This window comes from Bacillus sp. ISL-4 (genome assembly GCF_018613275.1).
GTDB lineage: Bacteria > Bacillota > Bacilli > Bacillales > DSM-1321 > Peribacillus > Peribacillus simplex_E.
In genome coordinates, this window is sequence record NZ_JAGGQN010000007.1 from 290,133 (window position 1) to 313,467 (window position 23,335).

23 protein-coding genes and 1 pseudogene are annotated in these 23,335 nt (G+C 40.5%); 5 read left to right on the forward strand and 19 right to left on the reverse strand.

Going from position 1 to position 23,335, the window contains the following annotated elements:
- Positions 1-11: 11 nt before the first annotated feature.
- The 5 genes from tnpB to J7J00_RS04800 form a co-directional block, all read right to left on the reverse strand.
- Entirely contained in the window at positions 12-1,214 is a 1,203-nt protein-coding gene (gene tnpB / locus J7J00_RS04780; protein ID WP_214788023.1) for an IS200/IS605 family element RNA-guided endonuclease TnpB, read from the reverse strand.
- Positions 1,215-1,538: 324 nt separating this feature from the next.
- The gene (locus J7J00_RS04785) at positions 1,539-2,216 is read right to left on the reverse strand and encodes an ABC transporter ATP-binding protein (protein WP_214788025.1); all 678 of its coding nucleotides are present in this window, start codon (positions 2,214-2,216) and stop codon (positions 1,539-1,541) included.
- Positions 2,213-3,319 (reverse strand): ABC transporter permease, encoded by a 1,107-nt coding sequence (locus J7J00_RS04790; protein WP_214788029.1) that lies wholly within the window; start codon positions 3,317-3,319, stop codon positions 2,213-2,215. Before J7J00_RS04790 ends, J7J00_RS04785 begins: the two co-directional genes overlap by 4 nt.
- A gap of 99 nt (positions 3,320-3,418) precedes the next feature.
- Positions 3,419-4,798, reverse strand: a complete 1,380-nt coding sequence (locus J7J00_RS04795; RefSeq protein WP_214788031.1) for a sensor histidine kinase — start codon at positions 4,796-4,798, stop codon at positions 3,419-3,421.
- Entirely contained in the window at positions 4,795-5,472 is a 678-nt protein-coding gene (locus J7J00_RS04800) for a response regulator transcription factor (protein ID WP_214788034.1), read from the reverse strand. The genes J7J00_RS04795 and J7J00_RS04800 overlap by 4 nt, the downstream gene beginning before the upstream one ends.
- A 397-nt stretch (positions 5,473-5,869) precedes the next feature.
- On the opposite strand from J7J00_RS04800, the gene J7J00_RS04805 reads away from it, so the two are divergent.
- Both J7J00_RS04805 and J7J00_RS04810 read left to right on the forward strand, forming a co-directional pair.
- On the forward strand, positions 5,870-6,841 hold the full coding sequence (locus tag J7J00_RS04805; RefSeq protein ID WP_214788037.1) for a bile acid:sodium symporter family protein: 972 nt from the start codon (positions 5,870-5,872) through the stop codon (positions 6,839-6,841).
- 300 nt (positions 6,842-7,141) lie between these two features.
- Positions 7,142-8,398 (forward strand): DUF445 domain-containing protein, encoded by a 1,257-nt coding sequence (locus J7J00_RS04810; RefSeq protein WP_214788041.1) that lies wholly within the window; start codon positions 7,142-7,144, stop codon positions 8,396-8,398.
- 119 nt (positions 8,399-8,517) lie between these two features.
- On the opposite strand, the gene J7J00_RS04815 is transcribed toward J7J00_RS04810, so the two are convergent.
- The 13 genes and pseudogenes from J7J00_RS04815 to J7J00_RS04875 form a co-directional block, all read right to left on the reverse strand.
- Positions 8,518-8,904: a hypothetical protein gene (locus J7J00_RS04815; protein ID WP_214788044.1), complete on the reverse strand. Its 387-nt coding sequence runs from the start codon at positions 8,902-8,904 to the stop codon at positions 8,518-8,520.
- Positions 8,905-8,928: 24 nt separating this feature from the next.
- Entirely contained in the window at positions 8,929-9,204 is a 276-nt protein-coding gene (locus tag J7J00_RS04820) for a hypothetical protein (RefSeq protein ID WP_214788047.1), read from the reverse strand.
- 107 nt (positions 9,205-9,311) lie between these two features.
- Positions 9,312-9,701: a hypothetical protein gene (locus J7J00_RS04825; RefSeq protein WP_214788050.1), complete on the reverse strand. Its 390-nt coding sequence runs from the start codon at positions 9,699-9,701 to the stop codon at positions 9,312-9,314.
- 148 nt (positions 9,702-9,849) lie between these two features.
- Positions 9,850-10,872 (reverse strand): ADP-ribosylglycohydrolase family protein, encoded by a 1,023-nt coding sequence (locus J7J00_RS04830; RefSeq protein ID WP_214788053.1) that lies wholly within the window; start codon positions 10,870-10,872, stop codon positions 9,850-9,852.
- 275 nt (positions 10,873-11,147) lie between these two features.
- Positions 11,148-11,500, reverse strand: a pseudogene (locus J7J00_RS04835) (Imm3 family immunity protein).
- Positions 11,501-11,529: 29 nt separating this feature from the next.
- Positions 11,530-11,862: a deaminase domain-containing protein gene (locus tag J7J00_RS27890; RefSeq protein ID WP_286201172.1), complete on the reverse strand. Its 333-nt coding sequence runs from the start codon at positions 11,860-11,862 to the stop codon at positions 11,530-11,532.
- A gap of 161 nt (positions 11,863-12,023) precedes the next feature.
- Complete coding sequence (locus J7J00_RS04845; protein ID WP_214788056.1) at positions 12,024-12,353, reverse strand: hypothetical protein; 330 nt, start codon at positions 12,351-12,353, stop codon at positions 12,024-12,026.
- A 20-nt stretch (positions 12,354-12,373) separates the two neighbouring features.
- On the reverse strand, positions 12,374-13,039 hold the full coding sequence (locus J7J00_RS04850; RefSeq protein WP_214788059.1) for a hypothetical protein: 666 nt from the start codon (positions 13,037-13,039) through the stop codon (positions 12,374-12,376).
- Between the two features lie 79 nt (positions 13,040-13,118).
- Entirely contained in the window at positions 13,119-13,418 is a 300-nt protein-coding gene (locus J7J00_RS04855; protein ID WP_214788062.1) for a contact-dependent growth inhibition system immunity protein, read from the reverse strand.
- A gap of 17 nt (positions 13,419-13,435) precedes the next feature.
- Positions 13,436-15,376, reverse strand: a complete 1,941-nt coding sequence (locus J7J00_RS04860; RefSeq protein ID WP_214788065.1) for a ribonuclease YeeF family protein — start codon at positions 15,374-15,376, stop codon at positions 13,436-13,438.
- A complete protein-coding gene (locus tag J7J00_RS04865; RefSeq protein ID WP_214788068.1) occupies positions 15,373-15,663 on the reverse strand; it encodes a YwqI/YxiC family protein in 291 nt (96 codons plus the stop codon). The genes J7J00_RS04860 and J7J00_RS04865 overlap by 4 nt, the downstream gene beginning before the upstream one ends.
- Positions 15,663-16,088 carry a YwqH-like family protein gene (locus tag J7J00_RS04870; RefSeq protein ID WP_309487133.1) on the reverse strand — a complete coding sequence of 142 codons (426 nt, stop codon included), beginning with the start codon at positions 16,086-16,088 and terminating at the stop codon, positions 15,663-15,665. The genes J7J00_RS04865 and J7J00_RS04870 overlap by 1 nt, the downstream gene beginning before the upstream one ends.
- Positions 16,089-16,325: 237 nt before the next feature.
- Positions 16,326-17,729, reverse strand: coding sequence for a M28 family peptidase (locus tag J7J00_RS04875; protein WP_214788071.1), 1,404 nt, complete (start codon positions 17,727-17,729; stop codon positions 16,326-16,328).
- 271 nt (positions 17,730-18,000) lie between these two features.
- Here J7J00_RS04875 and J7J00_RS04880 point away from each other — a divergent pair, with 271 nt between their 5' ends.
- Genes J7J00_RS04880 through J7J00_RS04890 form a run of 3 tightly spaced genes read left to right on the forward strand, consistent with a single transcriptional unit; the run spans position 18,001 to position 22,213 of the window.
- Positions 18,001-19,149, forward strand: coding sequence for an iron-containing alcohol dehydrogenase (locus tag J7J00_RS04880; protein WP_214788074.1), 1,149 nt, complete (start codon positions 18,001-18,003; stop codon positions 19,147-19,149).
- Between the two features lie 12 nt (positions 19,150-19,161).
- On the forward strand, positions 19,162-20,778 hold the full coding sequence (locus tag J7J00_RS04885) for a sensor histidine kinase (protein WP_214788077.1): 1,617 nt from the start codon (positions 19,162-19,164) through the stop codon (positions 20,776-20,778).
- Positions 20,779-20,782: 4 nt separating this feature from the next.
- Entirely contained in the window at positions 20,783-22,213 is a 1,431-nt protein-coding gene (locus J7J00_RS04890; protein WP_214788080.1) for a sigma-54-dependent transcriptional regulator, read from the forward strand.
- Positions 22,214-22,255: 42 nt separating this feature from the next.
- Here the strand turns inward: J7J00_RS04890 and adhP are convergent, their stop codons facing one another.
- The gene (adhP, locus tag J7J00_RS04895; protein ID WP_214788289.1) at positions 22,256-23,269 is read right to left on the reverse strand and encodes an alcohol dehydrogenase AdhP; all 1,014 of its coding nucleotides are present in this window, start codon (positions 23,267-23,269) and stop codon (positions 22,256-22,258) included.
- Between the last annotated feature and the right edge of the window lie 66 nt (positions 23,270-23,335).

A 23,335-nucleotide genomic window follows, 5' to 3' on the forward strand; every position in this document is an offset into this window, starting at 1 on the left:
CCAATTTTTAATTAGGCTACCCCCGTAGTTCCTACGGTTAGAAGCCTTATGGCTTCATTCATTAGATTGAGTCCTGCGTTAATATCTCGATCGTGGTGAGTAGAACAAAAAGGACAATCCCACTCACGAAGATTCAGATTTTTAACGTCTTTATTTTGGTAACCGCAGCTAGAACACAATTGGCTAGAAGCAAACGTTTTAGATACGGTCACAATTTGTTTACCATACCATTTTGCTTTGTATTCCAGCATTTTTTTGAATTGGTACCAAGATACTTCACTAATTGCTTTAGCAAGTTTGTGATTTTTCATCATATTCGTCACTTGCAAGTCTTCCATTCCAACAACATCGTGGTTTTTGATGATTTCGGTAGAAAGTTTATGTAAGTAATCCATTCGGGCATTGGAAATTTTTTCGTGTAGGATCGCCACTTTTCGTTTTTGTTTTTGATAGTTTTTGGCTTCAGCAAATGATTTATTTTGATTCATGGCTATTTCTTGTCGCCTTGAAAGAATCCGTTGTGCTTTGGCCAATTTCTTTTCGACCGTCCGGAAGAATTTTGGGTTTTGATAGACCGAACCATCTGAAAGAATAGCAAAGTTCTTCAAACCAAGATCTATACCGCACGAACGATTCGTTTTAGGAAGAACTTGAACATTGGTTTCCGCTAAAACCGAAATGAAATATTTCCCCGAAGGGTTCCGCCTGATTGTGGCATTGATGATTCGTCCCTCGACTTCGCGGCTTTTAGCAAAACGTACGAGACCGAGTTTGGGCAATTTGATTTTGTTTCCAATAATTCTGATATTTCCATTCGAATGTTTAGTCGTGTAGGACTGGATAGGATTCTTTTTCGATTTGAAGCGTGGTGACTTGTTTTGCTTTTTATAATATCGACTATAGGCATCTGCTAAATTTCCCACGGATTTCTGCAAGGCAATACTGTCGATTTCTTTCAGGAAAGAATACTCTTTCTTTAAAGCTGGAAGCTCTTTGATTGTTGCATATTTATTCAAAAAAGAACCTTGCCATTCATTAGAGGGTAATTGGCCGTTCTGCTTCATTTCTTCACAGATGCCAGTAGGCATCTTTCTCTTTTGTTTGCCTAAAAAGAAGTTATAGACAAAACGGGAGCAGCCGATCGTTTTATGGATTAGAACGAGTTGTTCTTTAGTTGGATAGATTCTAAATTTATAAGCTTTGTTTACGACCATTGGTTTCCCCCCCTTATAGTTATTATCACCTAGGGAACGTACGTTTGTCAACAAGGTTACTTTGGCTTATGCCAACCGCCATTCATCTCCTCCTTACCGGGCTCTCACCCTTCACACGCTTGAAGAGGGAGTCTTCTGGCGGGAAATGATAAAAAACATGCATCTCTAACAACTTAATCCGAAGAAAACTCTGGGATACAAGCAAAATATTATACATAATGGCACCAGATTCCCAATTCAAGCGATTTCTGCCGCCGCCTCTCCTAATTCCTCTGGAAAGGCGGCGACCATTTTACAGCTTATTGGGGAGTGTGTTTTATAACTTCATTCAAAAACCCTGCCATCCGTAATATTGACCACTCGATCACATAAATCTAACATTCTCTCATCGTGCGTTACCATGATGGCCGCTTTATTTCTTGACTTCACCTCATGTGCAAGCATTTCAACAACATCCCTGCCTCTTTTGGAATCAAGACTTGCGGTTGGTTCATCCGCTAAAATGATTTCTGGATCATTCATCAGCGAACGGGCGATGGCTACACGCTGCCGCTCACCGCCCGACAGTGCTTCCGGCAAGTGATCTGCCCGATGTCCAAGTCCAAGGTGGCCAAGCAATTCGTCCGCTTTTTTCATGGTTTTTTTATCCCGCTTGCCATTCAGTTCAGAAAGTAGCAGAAGCTGATCCCGTACGGTGAGATATGGCACAAGATTCGATGATTGGAATACAAACCCGATCTTTTCAAGGCGAACTCTAGTCAATTCCTTTGGGGATAGTGTTGTAATATCCTCATCATTCAGCAGTAAGCGACCTTTGCTTGGAGATAGTAACGCGCCTGCTATCGAAAGAAAAGTACTTTTTCCTGAACCTGAAGGACCCACGATGGCGACGAACTCCCCCGCTCTCACACTCAGGGAAATATTATCAAGGGCTGTCACCTTATTATCGCCTTCCCCATAAATCTTACTGACGTTTTCAAATAATAGTTTATCCCCCATCATGATACCCTCCCAATTGCTTCGATCGCATCTATCTTCGCTACTCGGTATAGTGATAGCAGCGAACCCAATACGGATACAACCAAAAGTAACATGGAATATTTAATGACCAAATCGGCACTCAATTCAAATGGCATTCCTTCTGGCATGATTAACGTGACGCCATATGTCAGGGCAACACTGATGGCTATACATGTCACGGCAAGGAGCATTACTTGACCAACGATACTTTTTGCCAGGTAGCCCGTATTGGCCCCGAGTGCTTTAAGGACTCCAAATTGATTCGTCTTCTGCAAGGTAATCACATAAAAGAATACAGCCAAAACGAAAGCTGCGATGACAAACAAGAAGGCAATCATCATCGTCAACGTACCCTGTTCCTCTTTGTAGCCTGGTATACTCTGAAGTGATTCTTCTTTCGAAATGAGCGTTAGTCCTTCAGGCAATGATTCACGTACATTTTCTTCTGCCTTCGAATCCATTTGCACGGATATGGTGCTGATTGAATCTTTCTCTTGATTTTTCAATGCAGGATTAATCTCCTGCCACCCCTTAACGTTCATGTAAACTACCGGTGAGTGGCTGTAAGACTGCTTTTCTGTAAAACCAACAATGGTGAAAACCTTACCTGATAGGTCATCTTTTAGTGAATCACCCAATTTATAACCCACTTCTTTTAAAGAACGATCTGCTACGACTTCACCTTGTTTCTCATTGTCATAGTTCATTCCTTCAATGACCTTCGGTGCTAAAATGCCACTGGCATCGGTCGCAAAAATGGTGACATCCGTTTTCTCAGATGAGCCGATTTTATTCAATGTGATCATCATTTGGCCCAGACCTTCGGCTGCTTTAACATCCGCTGAAGCCCGGATTTCATCCAGCTTTTCCATGGATATGATCGATCGGTTCAATTTATTTTTGGAGTCATGCTCCATTACGAAATAGTCGGCCTTCATGTTTTGTATGGATGAAGCATTATCCGAAGAAAGTCCATTAGCTAGTCCTGAAATGATAAAGACAAGCAAAGCGACCAATACCATGATCAGTCCAATCAGCAGATAACGTAACTTTGAATGCTTTAGTTCACGTATTGCCAAAAACATCATTTCATCTCCCATTCCTTTTGTTTACCGATCAAGTCCTACTTGATTCGGTATGACCCGATTGTAAACAATCAATATGAATGGAAGATGAACAACTGATTATATAAGGGGCAGCCGTATATAAAAAGTGGTCCCTTTACCGAGTTCGCTTTGAACTTCGATCGTTCCCCCATGAAGTTCAACCGTCTTCTTCGTAATCGAAAGTCCTAATCCGCTGCCTGTTTCACTCCTGTTCCTCACTTTGTCGACTTTATAAAACCGATCAAAGATATATGGGAGGTCTTCTTCTGGAATTCCCATGCCCGTATCCTCGATCATCACTTCAACAGTACTGCCTATTTTTTTAATCCGAATATTGATTGAACTGCCGCTTTCCGAGTATTTAATGCTATTGGTTATCAAGTTCGTCCATACTTGATTTAAAAGTTTCTCATCTGCAGAAATGACGGTGGAAGGCAAATCCATTTCGATCACCATATCTTTTTCCCGCCAATTCCATTCCAGCATGAACAACACTTGCCGTATTTGTTGCGCTAAATCGAATTGGGACCGTTGCAGCGGATCATCTACTTTATCCAACGAGGCAAGCATGAGCAGCTGTTTGCTTAACAACGACATGCGCCTGCTTTCTTTTTCAATAATGGACAAGTACTGATTTCTTTGTTCTTTTGTTAATTCCTCCGATTGGAGCGTTTGGGAAAAACCTTGGATGGATGCAAGCGGAGATTGAATTTCATGAGATACATTCGATACGAACTCCTGCCTCATATCATCCAACCGTTGGATACTATGGGTCATTTTCGAAAAATGCTGTGCCAAATCCCCTATCTCATCGCTTCGGCTGACATTTAATTCACTACTATAATCCCCATCAGCGATCCTCTTTGTAGCTTCCGTTAATTTCGTAATCGGCTTAACGATGAAACGCGTGTTAATGATCACAAATAAAAAGCTGAGAAGGAGCGTGAGTACGAGCAAAACTGCAAGAAAAAAGCGGAATTCACCAAACTGCAGCTCTATATTCGGCCTAACAAACAATGCATGTTTTTCGCCATTGACGTTCAACGGGACCCCAATGCTATTAATCAATACATCTTCAAAAAATCCGGTAATAAATAACCCATTATTATAATTGGCGATCCCTTGATAGGTCTTCCCGTTCAAAACTCCAGAAATCGTATCCGTGTCCAATGCCGTTTCCCGAAACGGCTCACCATATAAAGTTCCTTCACCCTGCTCATTAAATAGATACATTTGATAGTGCAATCCTGCAATATGATTTAAATACGCATCAATATCCTGTTCAGGATTTTCCTCATATAAGGAGACGATATCCCTTGCGACTTTCTTTATCTTCTCACCATTGTTGGGTTTTTGAACCTGATGATAATAAACATTGGAAATTAAAAAAGCGATGACACTTGCAAGCACCATGATCAAAATGGTTTGAATAACTATCCTGAAATAGAGTGTTTTCACTTCTTGTTGACCTCCAGTTTATAACCTAAGCCACGGACAGTCGTTATAACAAAGTCATCGGTCCGCCCGGCAAAACGTTCCCTTAACCGTTTAATATGGACATCGACCGTCCGATCATCCCCTTCAAAATCAGCACCCCATACCAATTCAATAAGCTGTTCACGCGTAAAGACCTGATCAGGAAAACTCCCCAGCTGAGCCAGCAGCTCGAATTCCTTAAGCGGCAGGAGCAGCGTATTCCCCATTATTCGAACCTCATAACTTTTACGGTCAATGACCGTTTGATTTAATGAGATGGATTCTGAATTCACCATACGGTACCTTCGCAATAGCGCTTTTATCCGGAATAGAAGTTCCCGTGGCTCAAATGGCTTCACGAGGTAATCATCAGTACCCGCAAAATAACCCTTTTCCTTATCGATAAGTTGATCTTTAGCTGTCAATAAAATGACCGGCAGATCATAATGATCCCGGATTTCCTTACAAAGATCCAGTCCGTTTTTAAACGGCATCATAATATCGACAACCGCCAGATGGATCCGTTCCTTCTCCAGTATCAAGGAGGCCTCATTCCCGTCCTTCGCCTCCGATACCATGTACCCTTCCTTTTCCAAGTGAAATTTAAGCAACTCCCGAATATGCCGATCATCATCCGCAATTAATATATGTATCAAAGAAACCACATCTCCATTTCTTTTATAGCCCTAGCTAAACTTACAATAGCAATAATTTATCCTGTAAAACAACAAATACTAATTCAATCACCAGTTCCTTATAAACTAGTTTGCCACTAATATACAGCACCCTCTTATTTTTTATTAAAAGATAAAGTAAAAAAGCGAATAGAATCTCTAAAAACCCTGTCCGCTTTTTTCCTAGAGTAAATCCATATTCACACTAGTTCAGCGGAAGAGAATTATAGTTCCAAAAATCATCGTTTTCAATATGACTGTCCATAATGAAAATACCCAAAAGGCTGTTTAAAGATGTATTGATTTTTTAAAAAAAGGTTTAAAATATTCTGAATATAAACTATAATTGTTTTATTTTAAAACATCTAGGAGGGTCACTATGGGAGTAGTAGAGAAAATCAGCGGATTTGCTGGTAAAACGTTTACCTTATGGGTCATTATATTTGCAGTTATTGCGTATATCTTACCTAATAAATTTATATGGATTGGAGCCTATATTGTCCCATTATTAGGAATTGTCATGTTTGGCATGGGACTTACATTATCAACAGCGGATTTTAAAGAAGTTTTCCGACGTCCGAAAGAAGTGGCACTAGGAGTAGCAGGACATTTTATCATTATGCCATTATTGGCATTTGTATTAGCATTAGGGTTCGATTTGCCCAAAGAAGTGGCTGTTGGGGTTATTTTGGTAGGATGTTGCCCTAGTGGAACAGCTTCCAATGTCATGGTGTTTCTTGCGAGAGGAAACGTTGCGCTTGCAGTTGCCATTGCTTCTGTTTCCACTATTCTAGCGCCTATCGTAACTCCCCTGCTTATTTTGCTCTTTGCAAGTAAATGGGTGGATATCAGTATTGGATCACTATTCATTTCCATCATTCAGGTGGTGATCATCCCACTGATGCTTGGATTCATTGTTAAAAAGTTTTTCGGTAAACAGGCAGAAGCTGGGGCAAAGGCTTTGCCTCTAGTATCTGTCATTTCTATCGTTCTGATCGTATCTGCCGTAGTGGCAGGCAGCCAAGCTCAGCTGGCTAAAACAGGTTTGCTCATTTTTGCAGTCGTCGTTCTTCATAATGTTCTTGGTTTTCTTCTCGGCTTTTTCTTTGCTCGTTTATGCGGGATGGATTTAGCTAAACAGAAAGCTGTCGCAATGGAGGTTGGTATGCAGAACTCTGGTTTAGGTGTAGCTATAGCAACAGCCCACTTCTCGCCTTTGGCCGCTGTACCTAGTGCCATTTTCAGTGTTTGGCATAATATATCAGGTTCCGTACTAGCCTTTATTTTCAGTCGCATGAAAGATAAAAAAAATGCAGGGACAAATAATTCGATAAAAACAGACGTATCATAATATTGTTGGATGAATAAAAAAAGCCGATTGAATAAATCGGCTTTTTTCATTGTGAATCAACCATCCTCATCATTGAAATTCAAAGGAAAATATCAATGATTGTGGGTTCGATTCATATTGCATATTTTAAGCTTTCATACTTAATAGGCGATTTTCTCATTCCCTGATAGATGAACTGACTGCCCTTGTTGGGAGTATTTTTTTGAACTACCTGCTATACTACTAGATAAAAGTAAGTTATGGAAATTGCTAATGATTCGGGTTATAGTAATTGATATCATTTTAAGGATGAGGAATATAATGTCACCAAAAATAAAATCGTCAAGAAAAATTGCTAAATATTCACTAATGATCATGGGAGCGGGTTATATTGCAACCACTCCATTTCAAGGTACGTTGCCGCTGGATTTATTACATGGAGGGTTTGAGGCAGGATTAGTCGGTGGTCTGGCAGATTGGTTTGCAGTCACTGCATTATTCCGGCACCCGCTGGGATTACCGATCCCCCATACAGCGCTTTTGCCCAACAATCGTAAAAGAATGACCAATGCACTTGTTTCGATGCTAAAAAATGACTGGCTTTCTAAGGAAAGTATTCAAGACAAAGTAAAACATATTCCTTTTACAGAAAAATTGATCCCCATTTTAGTAAAAGAGATACAAAGTGATACTTTTAGAAAAGTCCTGATTAAACTTATCAAGCAAATGATTTGTTATATAGATATAGAAAAGGTTACACCTTTCGTTGCAAAAAAGATTGAAGCATCACTTTCTAACATAGACATGGGCAAGATTCTTCATTTAGTAAGTTCACAGTTACTAAATGAACAATTCGATAAGAAGGCCTTGGATCATGTTTTGAAAAAAGCGGAAGATTGGTTAAGAAAAAAACAAACCAGTCATCGACTTGGCACTGTTTCCATGGATGTACTCAGCAAGATTGAACTGGAAGGTATGCTTCAGTTTGCCGTCAAATCCATTCAAAGTCTACTTAACGAAGAGAAACTTGGGAATATCATACAAAACCTTTTATTAAGTGTCGTAAATAATTTACAAAACGAGAAAGAACCAAATAGAGAGGCTTTAATCCTATATATCCGAAATGAGATACAAGGCATTAACCATAACCCGGAACTATTAGAAGGAGTTGAAAAATGGAAAAATCAACTTCTGACAAAATGGGAGCCTGAGGCGACAATAAAGGGAAGTCTACAACAAATTCAACAAGATGCGTTAGATTTCGTAGATGATGAACATTTCATGGATACTTACCTGACTCCAATGATTCAGCACGTACTGGACAACATAAAAGAAAATAGCACGCACATCGATCAATGGATACAGAAACAAATTACTGTTCTCATTGAAAAAAATCATACGCAGATCGGTAATCTTGTACAGGAAAATTTAGATAAGCTAGACAATGAAACACTGATTGATATGATGGAAAATGGTGTTGGAAAAGATTTACAATGGATTCGTGTGAACGGAGCGGTCTGCGGTTTTATAATAGGGCTTATCCTAACAGGTGCACAGGCTCTGCTTAGGCTATTATAATCCAGGCATAACGGCAGGATACTGTCGCTACCAAATTAACTGGTGCTGATTCTTTGCCTTTAGATTGATGCCCCTCATAAAAAAAGGCCCTTATCCTTAAGGGCTTTTTAACGGGGAAATTAATCTAACGAATATGGCTTCCTCTCCTCGATTATCTCCACTTCATCCCATTCCACAGATTTGGAGTACATATATTTATCGGTTCGTTCAAACCCCATCTTTTTAGCAAGTTCAGTGTTTGTTGTATCCAACAATACTTTTCCGGTTTTTCTTTCTTCAGATGCTGGAAACATCTCGCCTTTATATATTGCCTTCGAATTTATCTTAAATAAATTTTCTACCTCTTCTACAGAAACATTTTTTATATAAATATTTTCATCTAAATGATTAAAGCCTTGAGATAGATCAGCATGTTTATTACTTATTAACCTTATAGACTTATCTTCCAGTAGATTAAAACTATACTCGCTTCCATTATGCATTGCATACTTTCCTTTTCTTATCATAGGTTCCTCCATTTTTAAACTTTATCAAGTATTCAATAATTCTTTCTTTAATTTTTCGGCTTTATGTAATTCTCCTAACAACGGATTTTGATAGTCATTATAACTATCCATATAAGCCCTTACGCCGCCAATAATATTCACTTCTCTTATATCTTCATTATTCTCCATTACATCCAATGCTTTCTTATATCTTATATATATAAGTTGTAAAACGCCGCTAGTAATTTCATTATTATAATCATTTTCAAGATTATTTATCACAACTTTTAATTGATCGATTAACTGCTTTTTCTTATCCATTTCATCTTCCTATCTACTCGCCTATAAAGGAGACCCTTAACAAAACAGTTCCAAAGCTCATTAGAGGGGATAGTACAATAAATATAATCGCGTTTGAAATGAAGAAATTAATCTAATGAATAAGGTTTCCTCTCCTCGATTATCTCTACTTCATCCCATTTTACAGATTTAGAGTACATATATTTATCTGTCCGTTCAAATCCCATCTTTTTAGCAAGTTCAGTGTTTGTTGTATCCAACAATACTTTTCCGGTTTTTCTTTCTTGTGATGCTGGAAACACCTCTCCCTTATGCACAGCATAGGGATTAATAGAATATAATTCTTTAACTTCATTTACACCTACTATTTTAGTGTAAATATTATTTTTGTAATAAGTAAAGCCATTGTCCATTTCATTTTTATCATTGCTAATTAATTCAATAGCTTCCACTGAATCAGATTCTATGAATCTATACTCTTTACCATTATAGATCGTATACTCACCTTTTCTTAGCATTTTCCCACTCCATAATTTAATTTTCCATCATTAAAAATAAACTGCTTCGCTTCCCGTTTAACATAGCATAAACTGGGCTCAGGGAATAAAAAAACCCTATAAAGGACTTTTATAGGGCGTTTCTTATGTTTATATGAGGGGTTTTACATCAAGCCCCATACTCTTCTTTAATGGCTTTATCTGCACAAAAACTATGGAATCGCTCGATTAATTTATCAATATCTTCTTTTCTTGTGATTTTCTCAAGCCATTCTTTTGGGATGTCGTCCATTTTATAGTACATACCTGCCATTGTCCCTGTAATGGCACCTACTGTATCCGTATCATCCCCTAGATTCACTGCTTTTAAAACGGCATCGCTAAACGATTTTGAATTTCCTAAGCACCAAATGGCTGCTTCCAACGTATGAACGACATAACCATCTGACTGAATTTCTTCTTGTGGTAATGAAAAGAAATCTTCCTCAAAAATCCTTGAATAGGATTGCAGCTCTTTTTGGTATATATGATTTTTATCAAAATTCTCATCAAAAAGTTTTATTGTTTGTCTTATTGCATCTTCAGGAGAATTATTATAATAAAGTCTAAGTGAAAACTCGACATAAATAATGGAACCTACCACAGAACGCGGATGTGCATGTGTTACTTCCGTATACTTTTTAATGGTTTGGATTTTTTCAATGAAATTAAAGTTATTAATAAGGATAAATGCTACTGGAGCGATCCTCATCAACGCCCCATTCCCATTATCAAACATGGCATTTCCGCCACATTCTGGCGCTGGGGCTCCATTTTTAAACTTGATTATGGCTTCACTGGTCGTTCTGCCAATATCGAACATTTCATGATGTGGTGTCCAATAACCAGATTCCATATACTGAACGAATTTTTGCATGAGCTCCGCTGAATCGCTTTTTTCAATTAAGTTTTCAATTAAACATAAAGTTAATGAAGTATCATCCGACCAGGTGCCTGGCGGCTGATTATAGGTTCCATATCCAGATATATCATTAATAGTGAAAGCCCCTCTTTTTTTAAATTCAACAGGAACACCCAGCATGTCTCCGATAATACCGCCATACATACTCGGTAATAATCTTTTCTTAATGGCTAAACTCATAAAAATCTTGTTATCGTCTTCCCATCTGTCTACCATTCTTCTGCCTGTCATTCTTTACACCTACTTTTTTTAAGAAGTACTATTTTGTCACCTTCAGTACTCCTTGATTAATTTAAATGTGCTTCTATACTAACCTCTATACTGCAACCACTATAATATTCTCCATTTAATTACAAAAGGGAAATCACTTCGTATTTCTAAATTACCTGCTTATCATCATATTTTTCATACAAAAATTTATACTGTCAATTTCATTAAAAAACCTTGAATGGCTTTAGCCACTCAAGGTTAACACTACATTATTAAATATTTTTCTTTCACAAATGCTATTCTGCTGAGGAATTATAATCAACCTCTGCATTTCTTAGTCCTTCTATTACTTTATTTATCCGTTTCGATAAGTCTTGTATTTCTTCTAATGTTAACTCATCTTCTGCTTCTTGTAGGTTAAACATACTTAACCTCTTTGTTATACCTTCAATGCGCCCAACAAAAACTTTATCATGGCCGATTGCAATTTCTCCAATAGCGGTATCAACAATAAAATCTTCTATCATGCCTAAGTTTATTCATCAGCTAGTTTTGCTATAGCATACCTATATCCCCTATCTTCATCTAACAACTCTTCATATGTCTCCTGTATTGCATCAATTAATTCATTATACTCCCAATTTTGCATTAGTTTTCTCCTCCAATAAATATTAAAGTTTAAGGAATAATTCTATTACCATTGTTGTGTATGACTTCTAATTCAATATTTTTAAATTTAGCAGCAAACTCTGCTATGACTTTACTGCAACTGTCGCAAGTATCCAATTCTGCCAAATAACTTAATTTAACAGGTTTTGAATTTGGATGTTTCGCTATTTCCTTATATTTTCTTACTACTTTATTTCCTTTTAATAAGTCAGTAGTTTGATAGAGTGCATTCTTTGCCTGTAAATGATCCACATACTTCGCCGCACCAGCCACACCGCCGATGCCAAGTGCCATCAACAACCCGTTCTGGCGCTGTTCCTCGGTTAGCTGGTTGCCGAACATGTCTTTGCCGGTGGCCGCTTCGCCGAGGCCGTTGGCTGCGCGGAGGCCGTATATTCCGTATTCGGTTTTCTGGAGGAGGTAAAAGTCCTTCAGTCATTATTAAAGGACCTTAACAACTTATGTTAAGGTCCTTTTATTAGCAAGAAATACTTTTGATAAAATCAAATGTCTCTTTTAAATTCTTTTAATAAAATATCTTTTATTTCATCTAATTCGTTATTAGCAACAATTCTCTTGTCGTAGTTATCATGCCAAATAAAATAATCAGATAAACCCACTCTAGGTTTATTTATATCACGATAGATGCTACTCAATTCCATCATAGTTTTACGATATTGTTCTGATGATTCACAATCTAATAAGCATGCATCAATCAACTCAATTGAGGCTTTAGCTTGACTTATTATAAATTCTAAATCACTCTTTTCCTTTGTCAATATTTTCACCAAACGAACATAAGCACCTTTAATAACTAATAATGTTTGCTCCAACTTTATCCCCCATATTACAATTATTTTATTGGAATTTCATTAATCACTTCTAAATCCTTAATTTTCCATGGTTCTGACACAAAAATTTGATTTCCTCCACCCGAATAGATTCCAGCTTGATGGCCCGCTGGCCCCTCATATATAGTAGTTCCTTTAGGAATTTTCAATGTATAAACACTATCTAGTGGCGATGAGCCAGTTAGTGAACCTGTTTTTGGATCAATCCACTGTGCCTTTACAGCCAAATCAATTCTCCCTTCTATTCTAGTTGAAGGTTCCCTTGTAAAATATTGGCCTAAAGCATTTCTCCCACCACCTGCTTTTCCCGCTCTATATAAAATCAAATCTTGCTTAAGTACTTCCACATTATACTTTCCGCTTCTAAAGGTAGATGCAGCTCCCGGATTAATGTCTGCTAAAGGTCCTGGATTCTCTATCATATTATACTTATAGTTATCTCCAATTCCGCCATGACCTGCTTTATTTAGTGATGTAATTGTTCCTCTATTTATTAATGCTGAATTCTTAGCCTGTAAATGATCCACATACTTCGCCGCACCAGCCACACCGCCGATGCCAAGTGCCATCAACAACCCGTTCTGGCGCTGTTCCTCAGTCTGCTGGTTGCCGAACATGTCTTTGCCGGTGACGGCTTCGGTTTTCTGGAGGAGGCTAAAGTCCTTCAATTATTTATAATAAAAGGACCTTAACAACTTATGTTAAGGTCCTTTTATTTTCCACCCAAAGTTTTCTAGGAAAAAAATTCTATTTTAAGTTCACAGCTTCTTTTATTTGTTCTACGACTTTATTAAGCCACTGTATAGGAGTTAATCCAATTGCAGGAAAATAAATTTCAGCATTAGTTCGAATATAGTTTTCCTTTTCTTGTTTTGTTCTATTACTAGTTAAAAATTCGTCACAATACTTTACCGTAAAAAGCAAACACTCTTTATTAGCTTCGTTTATAAATTCATCTAATGCTTGTTCAGGCGAACTAATATCCTGGTGGAATGTTCCACCTAAAAAATCTTCTAACTCTTCTAAGTAATCATAACTTTCGTCCATTTAAATTCCTCGCTTCTTTATTTTTCTGGATATCCTGTTAGTATAAAATTGCCGTTTAAATCCTTTTTAAGTACAATTTTTGCGTTTGTAACATTCTCTACAACTTCGGAGTTTCTTGATACACTTCTACCAATTATCTCTCCATCACCCTTGTATCTTAATGGTAATGTAGGTCTACTATTAGGGTCAGAAAGCCATTTTTGTATTTTCTTAATATTTTTGGGATTGTTTAAGACAGTATAAGCAACTTTCTCAGCTGTTGCCCTATCTATAAAAGTAGAAGAACCAGTAATTCTTGGATTATTTCTTATTCTTTCTAATAATTCTTCATCAGTTTTCCCAACATGTCTTTCAATCAAATGCCCACCTCTTGACTCATGTACAGCCAGTCCACCACCAGGTGCAAGAGAACTCTTATCTCCTGATTTAACATGATCTATGCCCTTAGAAATCTTCTCCCCTGAAACACCCTCGACTTTACTATCCTTCACCGTAAATTTCTGATAGGCTTCCTTAATTGTCTGCTTTTCTATCACAACTTGGCGAAGGGTTGGTCCTCCTGCGAGGGATACTTGTTCCATACTTATCCGTTTAGGGATTTCTTTTTTACCGATTGCTTCACCTATATTTTTTAACGTGGTTTTTCCAGATCTCGCTATGTCTGTTATTGAAGCTTTTGCATACTGAACCTGCTTTTGCGCAAATTCCTTGCTGTAAGGGACGAACTTTGTACCACTCGCCACTTTATCAACGACCTTCGCCGCACCTGCCACACCGCCGATTCCAAGTGCCATCAATAGCCCGTTCTGGCGCTGTTCCTCGGTTAGCTGGTTGCCGAACATGTCTTTGCCTGTTACCGCCTCGCCGAGGCCGTTGGCTGCGAGGAGTCCGTATATCCCGTAATCGGTTTTCTGGAGGAGGCTAAAGCCTTTTGTCGTTTTATAGGCATCGAGTGCGTGGTTCGCTGCGTTGAGTCCTTTGGCCGTTTTGTATAGGGCGCTGCCGCCTTTGATGGCCCGGCCGGCCCAGCCGACGACGGGGATGAATCCAGCGGCGGCCATGGCGCCGGCGGCGATTCGTTCGGCATCAGACAGCTTGCGGCCCGTTACTGGATCAATCCCGGTTGAGGCCCTGATTGAATCATAATATCCCGTGAATTCCCCTGTAAAGGTTTTTGTCGTATCCCAGGCTTTTTCGTACCATGGGCGGTTTTCGAGTTCTTCCATTTCTTGTTCAATTTTCCGGTCTTCGGCTTGCTGCTTTTTAAAGGTCTGATAGTCTTTCATCTGACCGGCAACTTCATCCTTCACTTGATAGACGTCACTGTTCTTGAATGTCGATTGGTTGAACGTCATCGGCGAAACGGTGCCGTCCTGTTTGGTGGCATCAAGCAAGGCGCGGAAGAGGCCAACTGCCACGTTTTCCTGCCCGACGGACACATCATATTCCTCGACCAATTGCCGGTCGACATTCTCGACCTTTATCACGGTGTCATCCAGCCTTTGTCCGGCCAGCGTGATTTTTTCATTAAAGTCCTTTTGGTCGAACATATCAAGAGGCAGGATATCGTCAATGCTGTCGAGGATCCTTTGAAGATCGTTCGCTTGTTCATCGACAAGCGACTTCGCTTGGTTAATCCCGTTCGAGACTTCCCCATCTAAAAAGGGAACCTCGACCACCGTATTTCCGGAGAGGTCCGCCTCTTCCAGACTAGCCGGAATGCCTTCCAAAAAACTGATCTGGGTCGTGAATAGTTCCATCCAGGCGTCCGCCACCTCGATTTGCGCTTCATAGAAGCTTTTGATGGCGGCGGCACCGGATCCTTGAAACTCGTTGTCCAAGCCGACGATGCCCTGAAATTCCTTTTTCAGGGCTGCGACTTCCTTCTTTAGTTCTTCATATTGCTTGGCGCGCGACTTGGTTACGGCCGTTAATGTCTTGGCTTCATATATTTTCATCGCGGCTGGTACCCATGTGAAGACGTATGGGCGATGGCTTCATCCTGTTCTTTTAATAAATCAATGTTGGCACGGGTATCTTCCACATTTTTCCGGACAATTTTAATATATTGCTCGAAGACCTTTTCCAGGTTCGTTTCCCGGTCGATCCATTTCGAGGTGAACTCCAATTTATTGCTGCCAAGCTCGCCTGCCGGCAAATTTCCAAGCGTGACTGTACCAAGTGCCGTCTTCACCTGATCGACTTGCTTCATTACGGCAGGATGATTCAGTTTGATTGTCGTCATTAAAACAACCACCCTTTTAAATATGATATTTTGCTTTCCAATTGATCTATGACGGCTTCTCCTTTACCTAAAAGAACATCCGCTTCATGGGCTATGGTGCCTGCTGCACTCAGAGCCTTTTTTTCTATATTAAGCATCATGATTTTACCGTCGATTTTCTCTTGATAGTCGTCATAATCATCATGAATGATCGTTGACATTGCCTTGTATGCATCACTGCGGGCATCTTGATAGTCTTCTGCACGGTTTCCCGTCCAGCTTTTACCCAAGTCCGGATTTTTAATTTTAGCAATTTCCCCCAGACAAGCGTTCTGTTCGTCTTTGATTTGTCTTTTTGCCTGCTCCAAACGATTGATTTTTTCATTCACATCGGACATTTTACTGGAGAGGGCAGAGTGAATTTCACTCAATGAATTTGCATACACTTAAAAAGTCACCTCAAACATACTATTCTCATTATGTAGACTGTCATATTTTTCATAATTTTTATTATAAGGATTATAGTCTTAGAGTTAAATAGGGATAAATAAGCTATTTATGCTAGGTGTTTAGGGAATCCTTCCCATAGACACCATTTCCAGATTAGACCTTTTACCCCTAGTTTTCCATTTATTAACATAAAAAAAGAGAGTGCAGGCTGCACCCTCTAAATATTTACTGCATTATCTGAATTCCTTTTCGTCAAATAAATGCGGAACTTTCACCTTTTTCCCTTTTTTATGATTTGGATCAGGTTTTTTAGCTTCGATTTTAGCTTGGTCATAGACGGCGGTGCCGACAATTTCAGCAACATCTTGAAGCTTTTCTTTTGAGATTTTATCAATGGTATCATCAGGAGTATGATACCAAGGTTCTGATGGACTGTGGATGAATAAAGCAGCGGGAATCCCAGCCTCAGCAAAGGATACATGGTCACTTCTCCCGCCTTGTCCATATGGAGTCGGCTCTCCATTCAGTCTTGTACTTGATGCCTGGGCCAGCTCGGTTACAAGGTTCATTTCTCCATCATTAGTCAAAATGACCAAATCCCCGGCATCCCTGCTTCCCACCATATCCAGATTGAAGTTGGCAATGGTCCGCTTGATATCATCATCAGGGAGATTGCTCACATAATGCTGTGAACCTAGCAATCCATTTTCCTCGGCCCCAAAGGTGACGAAGCGAATTTCCGTATCTGTAGGAAGATTCTTCAGAACACGCGCAAGTTCAAGGGTGACGGATGTTCCTGATGCATCATCATTCGCTCCGGGTGCCCCTGCTACGGAATCATGATGTCCAGTAATATAAATGATATCGCTCTTTTTTGCTTTATTGTTCTTTGTTGCTTTTTTCGTTGCCACTACATTATAAGAGGTCTTTTCTCCGGAATAAGCTCCTTGGATTTTTAATGATGCTGTCAATTTAACTCCGGCATTCAGTTTTTCCAGCAGGGCTTCTCCATCCTTTTTGGTTATCGTGACAGATGGAATATACTTGTCATTATCCTCTCCGAGTGTCCCGTTTAATTCCCCATCTGCATTATTGAATAAGATGACTCCCGCTGACCCTTTTTCTGCTGCATTCAATACTTTCTCTGCAAAAGTGAGGCTCCCTCTTTGTATAAGGGCAATCTTCCCTGAAACGTCGGTTTCCTCCAGCTCTTCTTTCGTTCCTAAACCGGCATATACCACTTCACCGGATAGGTCCCCATTAACTGAATAGGTTAAATGGTTCGCTTGGATTTCCCCATCAAATCCGGCAACGGACAGCTCGACAAGATTTGGGTCTGTATAAGATAAAAAATTAAATTCTTCGATATCGGCTTTATAGCCATAAGATTTGAATTGCTTTTTAATGAATTGGACGGCTTTATACTCAGAATCGGTACCGGCGACCCGAGGTGTTTGTGAGAGGTATTCAATATTCTTGTAGATTTGATTGGCATCGATTTTTTTAATGACTTGCTTGTCCGTGGATGGCGCAGATAGCACCGGCGATGAATGTGGCGTTGCTAAGGCGGTGGTTGTCCCGGCTGTCCCGAGTGTCAATGCTGCGATTAAGGTTACCGATAGAAATTGTTTTTTCATAGATTGCCTCCCAGTTTAATAGATTTAACCATAATTTTACAATATATAGAAAATACTAACTAGGTAGGTTTATCCCTATTCATCCATGTCTAAAGTAACAAATTTACAAATTAAAGAAATTAATAGGAAGTTTGACTCGTGCCAAAAGCTTCTCATCATTCGATATTTTGTCAGATTATATAAAAATACCTGGAATCCAAACAGGATTTTCGCTCTTTTTCGGGAAAATAATACAGAAGAGATAGAATTTTTACAGGGAGAAGGCGCAAAGATGTCGATAACTAAATTCGTGATGCCGGAAGTGATTTTTGGAAAAGGTTCGATTGAACAAGCTGGCGAGGCATGCTTGCGTTTGGGTGCCAAAAAGGCCTTGATAGTCAGCGACTCAGGGGTGGCCAATGCTGGCTGGTTAGATAAAGTCATTACATCCTGCCAAGATGCGGGCCTTGCTTTTGCCACCTTCATTGAAATGACGACCAATCCGAAGGACAGGGAGATCGAAGCCGGCTGTTTGGCATTTAAAGAACAAGAATGTGATGCCATCATCGGTTTGGGAGGAGGCAGTGCTTTGGATGTCGCCAAAGGGGTAGCTCTTTTAGTAACGAATGGCGGCATCATCAGTGATTATGAAGGTGTTGATAAAGTCCACTCACCCCTCCCGCCCATGGTAATGATCATGACCACTGCAGGATCGGGTTCTGAAGTATCTCAGTTTTCGGTAATCGTAGATTCATTCCGCGAGAAAAAAATGACGATCATTTCAAAGTCACTCGTCCCCGATATTGCAATAGTCGACCCTGGTACCTTAACCACCTTGGGACCGGATTTGACCGCAGCTACGGGAATGGATGTTTTAACCCACGCCATTGAATCCTATGTTTCAATCGCTGCGACGCCTTTGACAGATGTACAAGCCAAAAACGCGCTTTCCATCGTTTCCCGCCACCTACGCCCCTCTGTTGCATCCAGGCATAATGATGAAGCAAAAAAAGCGATGGCGATGGCGAGCCTGCAGGCTGGACTGGCTTTTTCCAATGCCATTTTGGGAGCTGCCCATGCCATATCACATGCCATAGGCGGGAAGTACCTCCTTCCGCATGGTGAAATCAATGCGATACTCCTTCCCCATGTCATGGATTTCAATCGAATTGCCTCACCAAGGCGATTCAGAGAGATTGCAAACATAATGGGCATCGATACACGGGCATTGACCGAGCAGGAAGCAGGAATGGCAGCCATACACTTCGTAAGGGAATTATCCCAGGATATAGGGGCTCCCAATAGTTTAAGTGATGTCGGCATTACGAGAGAAATGATAGACCCCATGGGGATGACCGCTCTTGAGGATGCCTGCATGATCACAAATCCTCGTGATATGTCATTAGAACAGATTAATCAGCTGCTTCTTACAGCCCTTTAAGAGGTGAAAAGCATGAACAAACTTGAATTGATAGATTTAATGACAGGTGTGAAATCTTCAAAGAAAACGTATTACACGGAACTTAAGAAAACCGTGGATCAACTGAAGAAGAAGAATATGCAGCTTGAAATCATGAATGTCATCACTAAAAATATGAATATGGACATCGACATCCAAGAGATTCTCCAAAATGTTATTTCAAAACTTAAGCAGCTCATTACCTTCGATGACAGTCATTTTGTCATATTGTATGAGGAAGAGCCTGCCCTGCTTCATATCTGCCCTAATGGTCACTGTGAACTTGAAATGGATGCCAAAAACTTGTTACACCCTTTTCAGGATTTCTCGTCCGCCTTGAAAGAAAAACAACCGATTCAGGTGGAAGTTAAACGGTTACCGGACTTCCGAGAAAAGGAACGTCTATTATCCCTTGAGATCGAATCACTTCTATTGGTCCCTTTATACGGAAAAAGTAAAAAAATCGGAATTTGGACTTTTGGCAGGAAGAAAAAGAAAACATGGCATAAAGATGAACTCGAATATCTGGAACAACTATCCAATCAGCTTGCGTTAACTTTGGAGAATGCCCAGCTTTATAAGGAAGTTCTTCATTCCAAACAGGAGTGGGAGGATACATTCAAGGCAGTTGAAGACATGATCATCGTCTTTGATCGCAAAGGAGAGGTCTATCAATCCAATGATTCAGCCAGGGGCTTTTCCGACCAGATTCCTTTAATTGAAAAATCCCAAAATCTGATTCAAGATACCTTTTCATGTAATAAGCCAGGGTTTCAGGAAATTCTCCTTCAGCATGATACCATCCTGGAAATGCATGCCTATCCGATTCAGAATACGGAGCATCAAGTATATGGGGTCATTGCTTATTATAAAAATGTCACCGAAAGAAGACAGATGGAAGTCCAGTTATTACATGCCGGGAAACTAGGGGCCATCGGTGAAATGGCAGCTGGGATTGCCCATGAATTGAACAGCCCATTAACGGCCATTCTTGGCAACTCGCAAATTTTATTACGGAAAACCCCACAGGATAATCTGGATCATATGCTGTTAAACGATATTAAGATTTGCGGAGATCGATGCAGGCAAATAGTGAAAAGCCTGCTTACCTTTTCAAGGCAGGATGAGTATAGATTCCACTATTACTCTATTAACGAAGCCATTCACCAGGTTTTGAACCTTTTGAAGTTCCAACTTGGGAAGAAGCAAATCTCCCTCCATCTTACCCTTCAGGAAGACCTTCCTTTCATAAAGGGCAGCCAGCCGCAAATAGAACAGATCATTATCAACTTGCTATTGAATGCCAAGGACGCATTGGATGAGTCCGCCCAAACGGAAAAATCGATTGCGATCACTACCTACTCAGAAAACAAGTTCATGGTGGTTCGGGTGACTGATAACGGAACGGGGATTGAAAAAGAACGCCTGCCCTTCATATTCCATCCCTTCCATACGACTAAAGACCGTGAAAAAGGTACCGGTTTGGGGCTGTCTGTAAGCCTTGGCATCGCCAAAGACCATGGTGGGAAGATCGACGTTTTGAGCACACCAGGACAAGGAAGCACTTTTTTCCTAAGGCTTCCCTTACAAGCAGAAGAGGAAAGGGGATGATAATGTGGTTCATTTACTTGTGGTAGACGATGAGAAAGAGGTTGGGACTTTTCTTTCCCGACTTTTTACGATGAAAGGATATCTCGTACAAGTTGTGAATAGCGGGAAGGATTTTCATGAGATTGATTGGAATCAACAGCGTTTTGATGTCGCAATGATAGACCTGAAGCTTCCGGATTGTGATGGACTTTCCCTCCTGCAGCATCTAAAACAGCTGCAGCCGCGTTGCAAGGCACTGATCATGACCGGATACAGCACCGTCAAGACCGCTGTTGATGCAATGAAACTTGGCGCGAGTGATTATATGGAAAAACCCTTTGTGGATATTGAAGTACTGGAAAGGCAGATTGACAACCTTTTGAATGAAAATGAAGATTTGAATCAGCATTTCATCCATAAACTGGCCGAGGATTCAGGACTCATTGTCGGTAAAAGTCCTTTAATGAAGAATTTGATTGAAATGGCTTTCAAAGTTGCCCAAAAAAACGTCAATGTATTAATCGAAGGAGAAACCGGAAGCGGTAAAGAAGTGCTTTCACGCTTCATTCACATTGCCAGCCCCCGAAACCATGAACCTTTTATCGGCATCAATTGTGGAGCGATCTCTGAATCCCTGCTTGAAAGCGAATTATTCGGTCATGAAAAGGGTGCTTTCACCGGAGCGACCCAGATGCGAAAGGGTTTTTTCGAAATTGCCGGGAACGGGACGCTTTTTCTTGATGAAATTGCGGATGCGAGTCCCGCCATCCAAGTCAAATTGCTTCGAGTTTTGGAAACGCGGGAATTCATGCGGGTTGGCAGCATCGGGACATTACGGACGAACGCCCGGTTAGTGGCGGCCTCCAATGAAAACCTGCAGCAGGCAGTGGACAATAATAAATTCCGGGAAGACCTATTTTACCGGCTGAACGTCGTGACTCTCGATATCCCGCCTTTAAGGAACCGAAAAGAGGATATTCCCTTGCTTGTCCGTCACTTGATTGAGAGGAATGGTCATGGAGGTATCTCTTTTTCCAATGAGGCCATTGAAAAATTACAGCAATACAACTGGCCAGGCAACATACGCGAACTATCTAATGTGGTCATGCGCACACTAACTCTCGCAGACCATAAGCCGGTAATATCCACCAATGATATCTCTCTATCTAACAGCCAGATCACCCCTGACAAAAACGTGTCCACTAATGGGATTGTGTCAACTGAAAACCTTCTTGAAGAATGGCGAAAAAGGCTAGTAGCTGACTTTAATGAGAAGGATGAACTGATGCTTGATGAAATACTTACGGAAGTCAAACAGCTTCAATCGACAATTGGAAAGGAGCTCGTCATGCAGGCACTGCAAAAAACCTACGGCAACCGGAATGAAGCTGCCAAACGCTTGCAGATATCCATAAGGAAATTACGCTATATATTAAATGAAAAGAACCAGACATAATAAAAAGGAGGATGCGCCGTTCCAGGACATCCTCCTCTGTTCCTATTCTAGCGTCAATACGATGCGTCCGTTGATTTCCCCCTTTTCCATCATTGAAAACACATCATTTATTTCATCAAGTTTCCTCGTCTCTATATTCGTTCTGACTTTACCCTCAGCTGCAAATTGAACAGCTTCCTGTAAATCTTTTCTCGTGCCGACGATTGACCCTTTTACAGTTACCCCATTTAGAACTGTATCAAAAATCGGGATTGGAAGTTCATCATTCGGCAATCCGACTACGACAAGTGTTCCGCCCCTCTTGACTGAACTGTAAGCCTGTTCGAAAGCTTTTTTCGTAACCGCTACAGAAATGGATGCCTGCACACCGCCAACCTTATCCTTTATAGCCTGTACAGGATCGGTCTTCAGTCCATTAACCGTGTAATCCGCCCCAAGTTCCGTTGCCAGATCAAGCTTATCATCTTGAATATCGACAGCAATCACATTAAAGCCCATCGCTTTCGCATATTGCAGGGCAACATGTCCCAATCCGCCAATTCCATAAACCGCTACCCAATCACCAGGTTTTGCTTCCGATACTTTAAGCGCTTTATAGGTCGTTACACCTGCACAGAAAATTGGTGAAATCTCCGCAAAGTCAAGCCCTTTAGGAACCTTCACCACATATTTGGCGGGTGCTTTACAATATTCAGCATACCCCCCGTCCACGGAATAGCCTGCATTCAATTGATCCAAGCAAAGCGTTTCCCTTCCGGTCAAACAATATTCACAATCGCCACAGGCCGAATAAAGCCATGGGATCCCAACACGGTCACCTACTTTCAAGGAAGTTACGCCTTCTGCCACCTTTTCTATAATGCCCACACCCTCATGTCCAGGGATAAGCGGAAGCTTGGGTTTTACCGGCCAATCACCATGTACCGCATGCAAATCGGTATGACACACGCCACAGGCTTTAATTTTCACTAATATCTCACCATATTCCAACTCTGGGATGGGAACTTCTTTAATCTCAAGTTTTTGGTTAAATTCATTGACGACCGCCGCTTTCATTGTCTTGACCTTTTGTTTTGCATTTACAGTGTTTGCCCCTTGTTTTACATTCATGATTCATTTTCC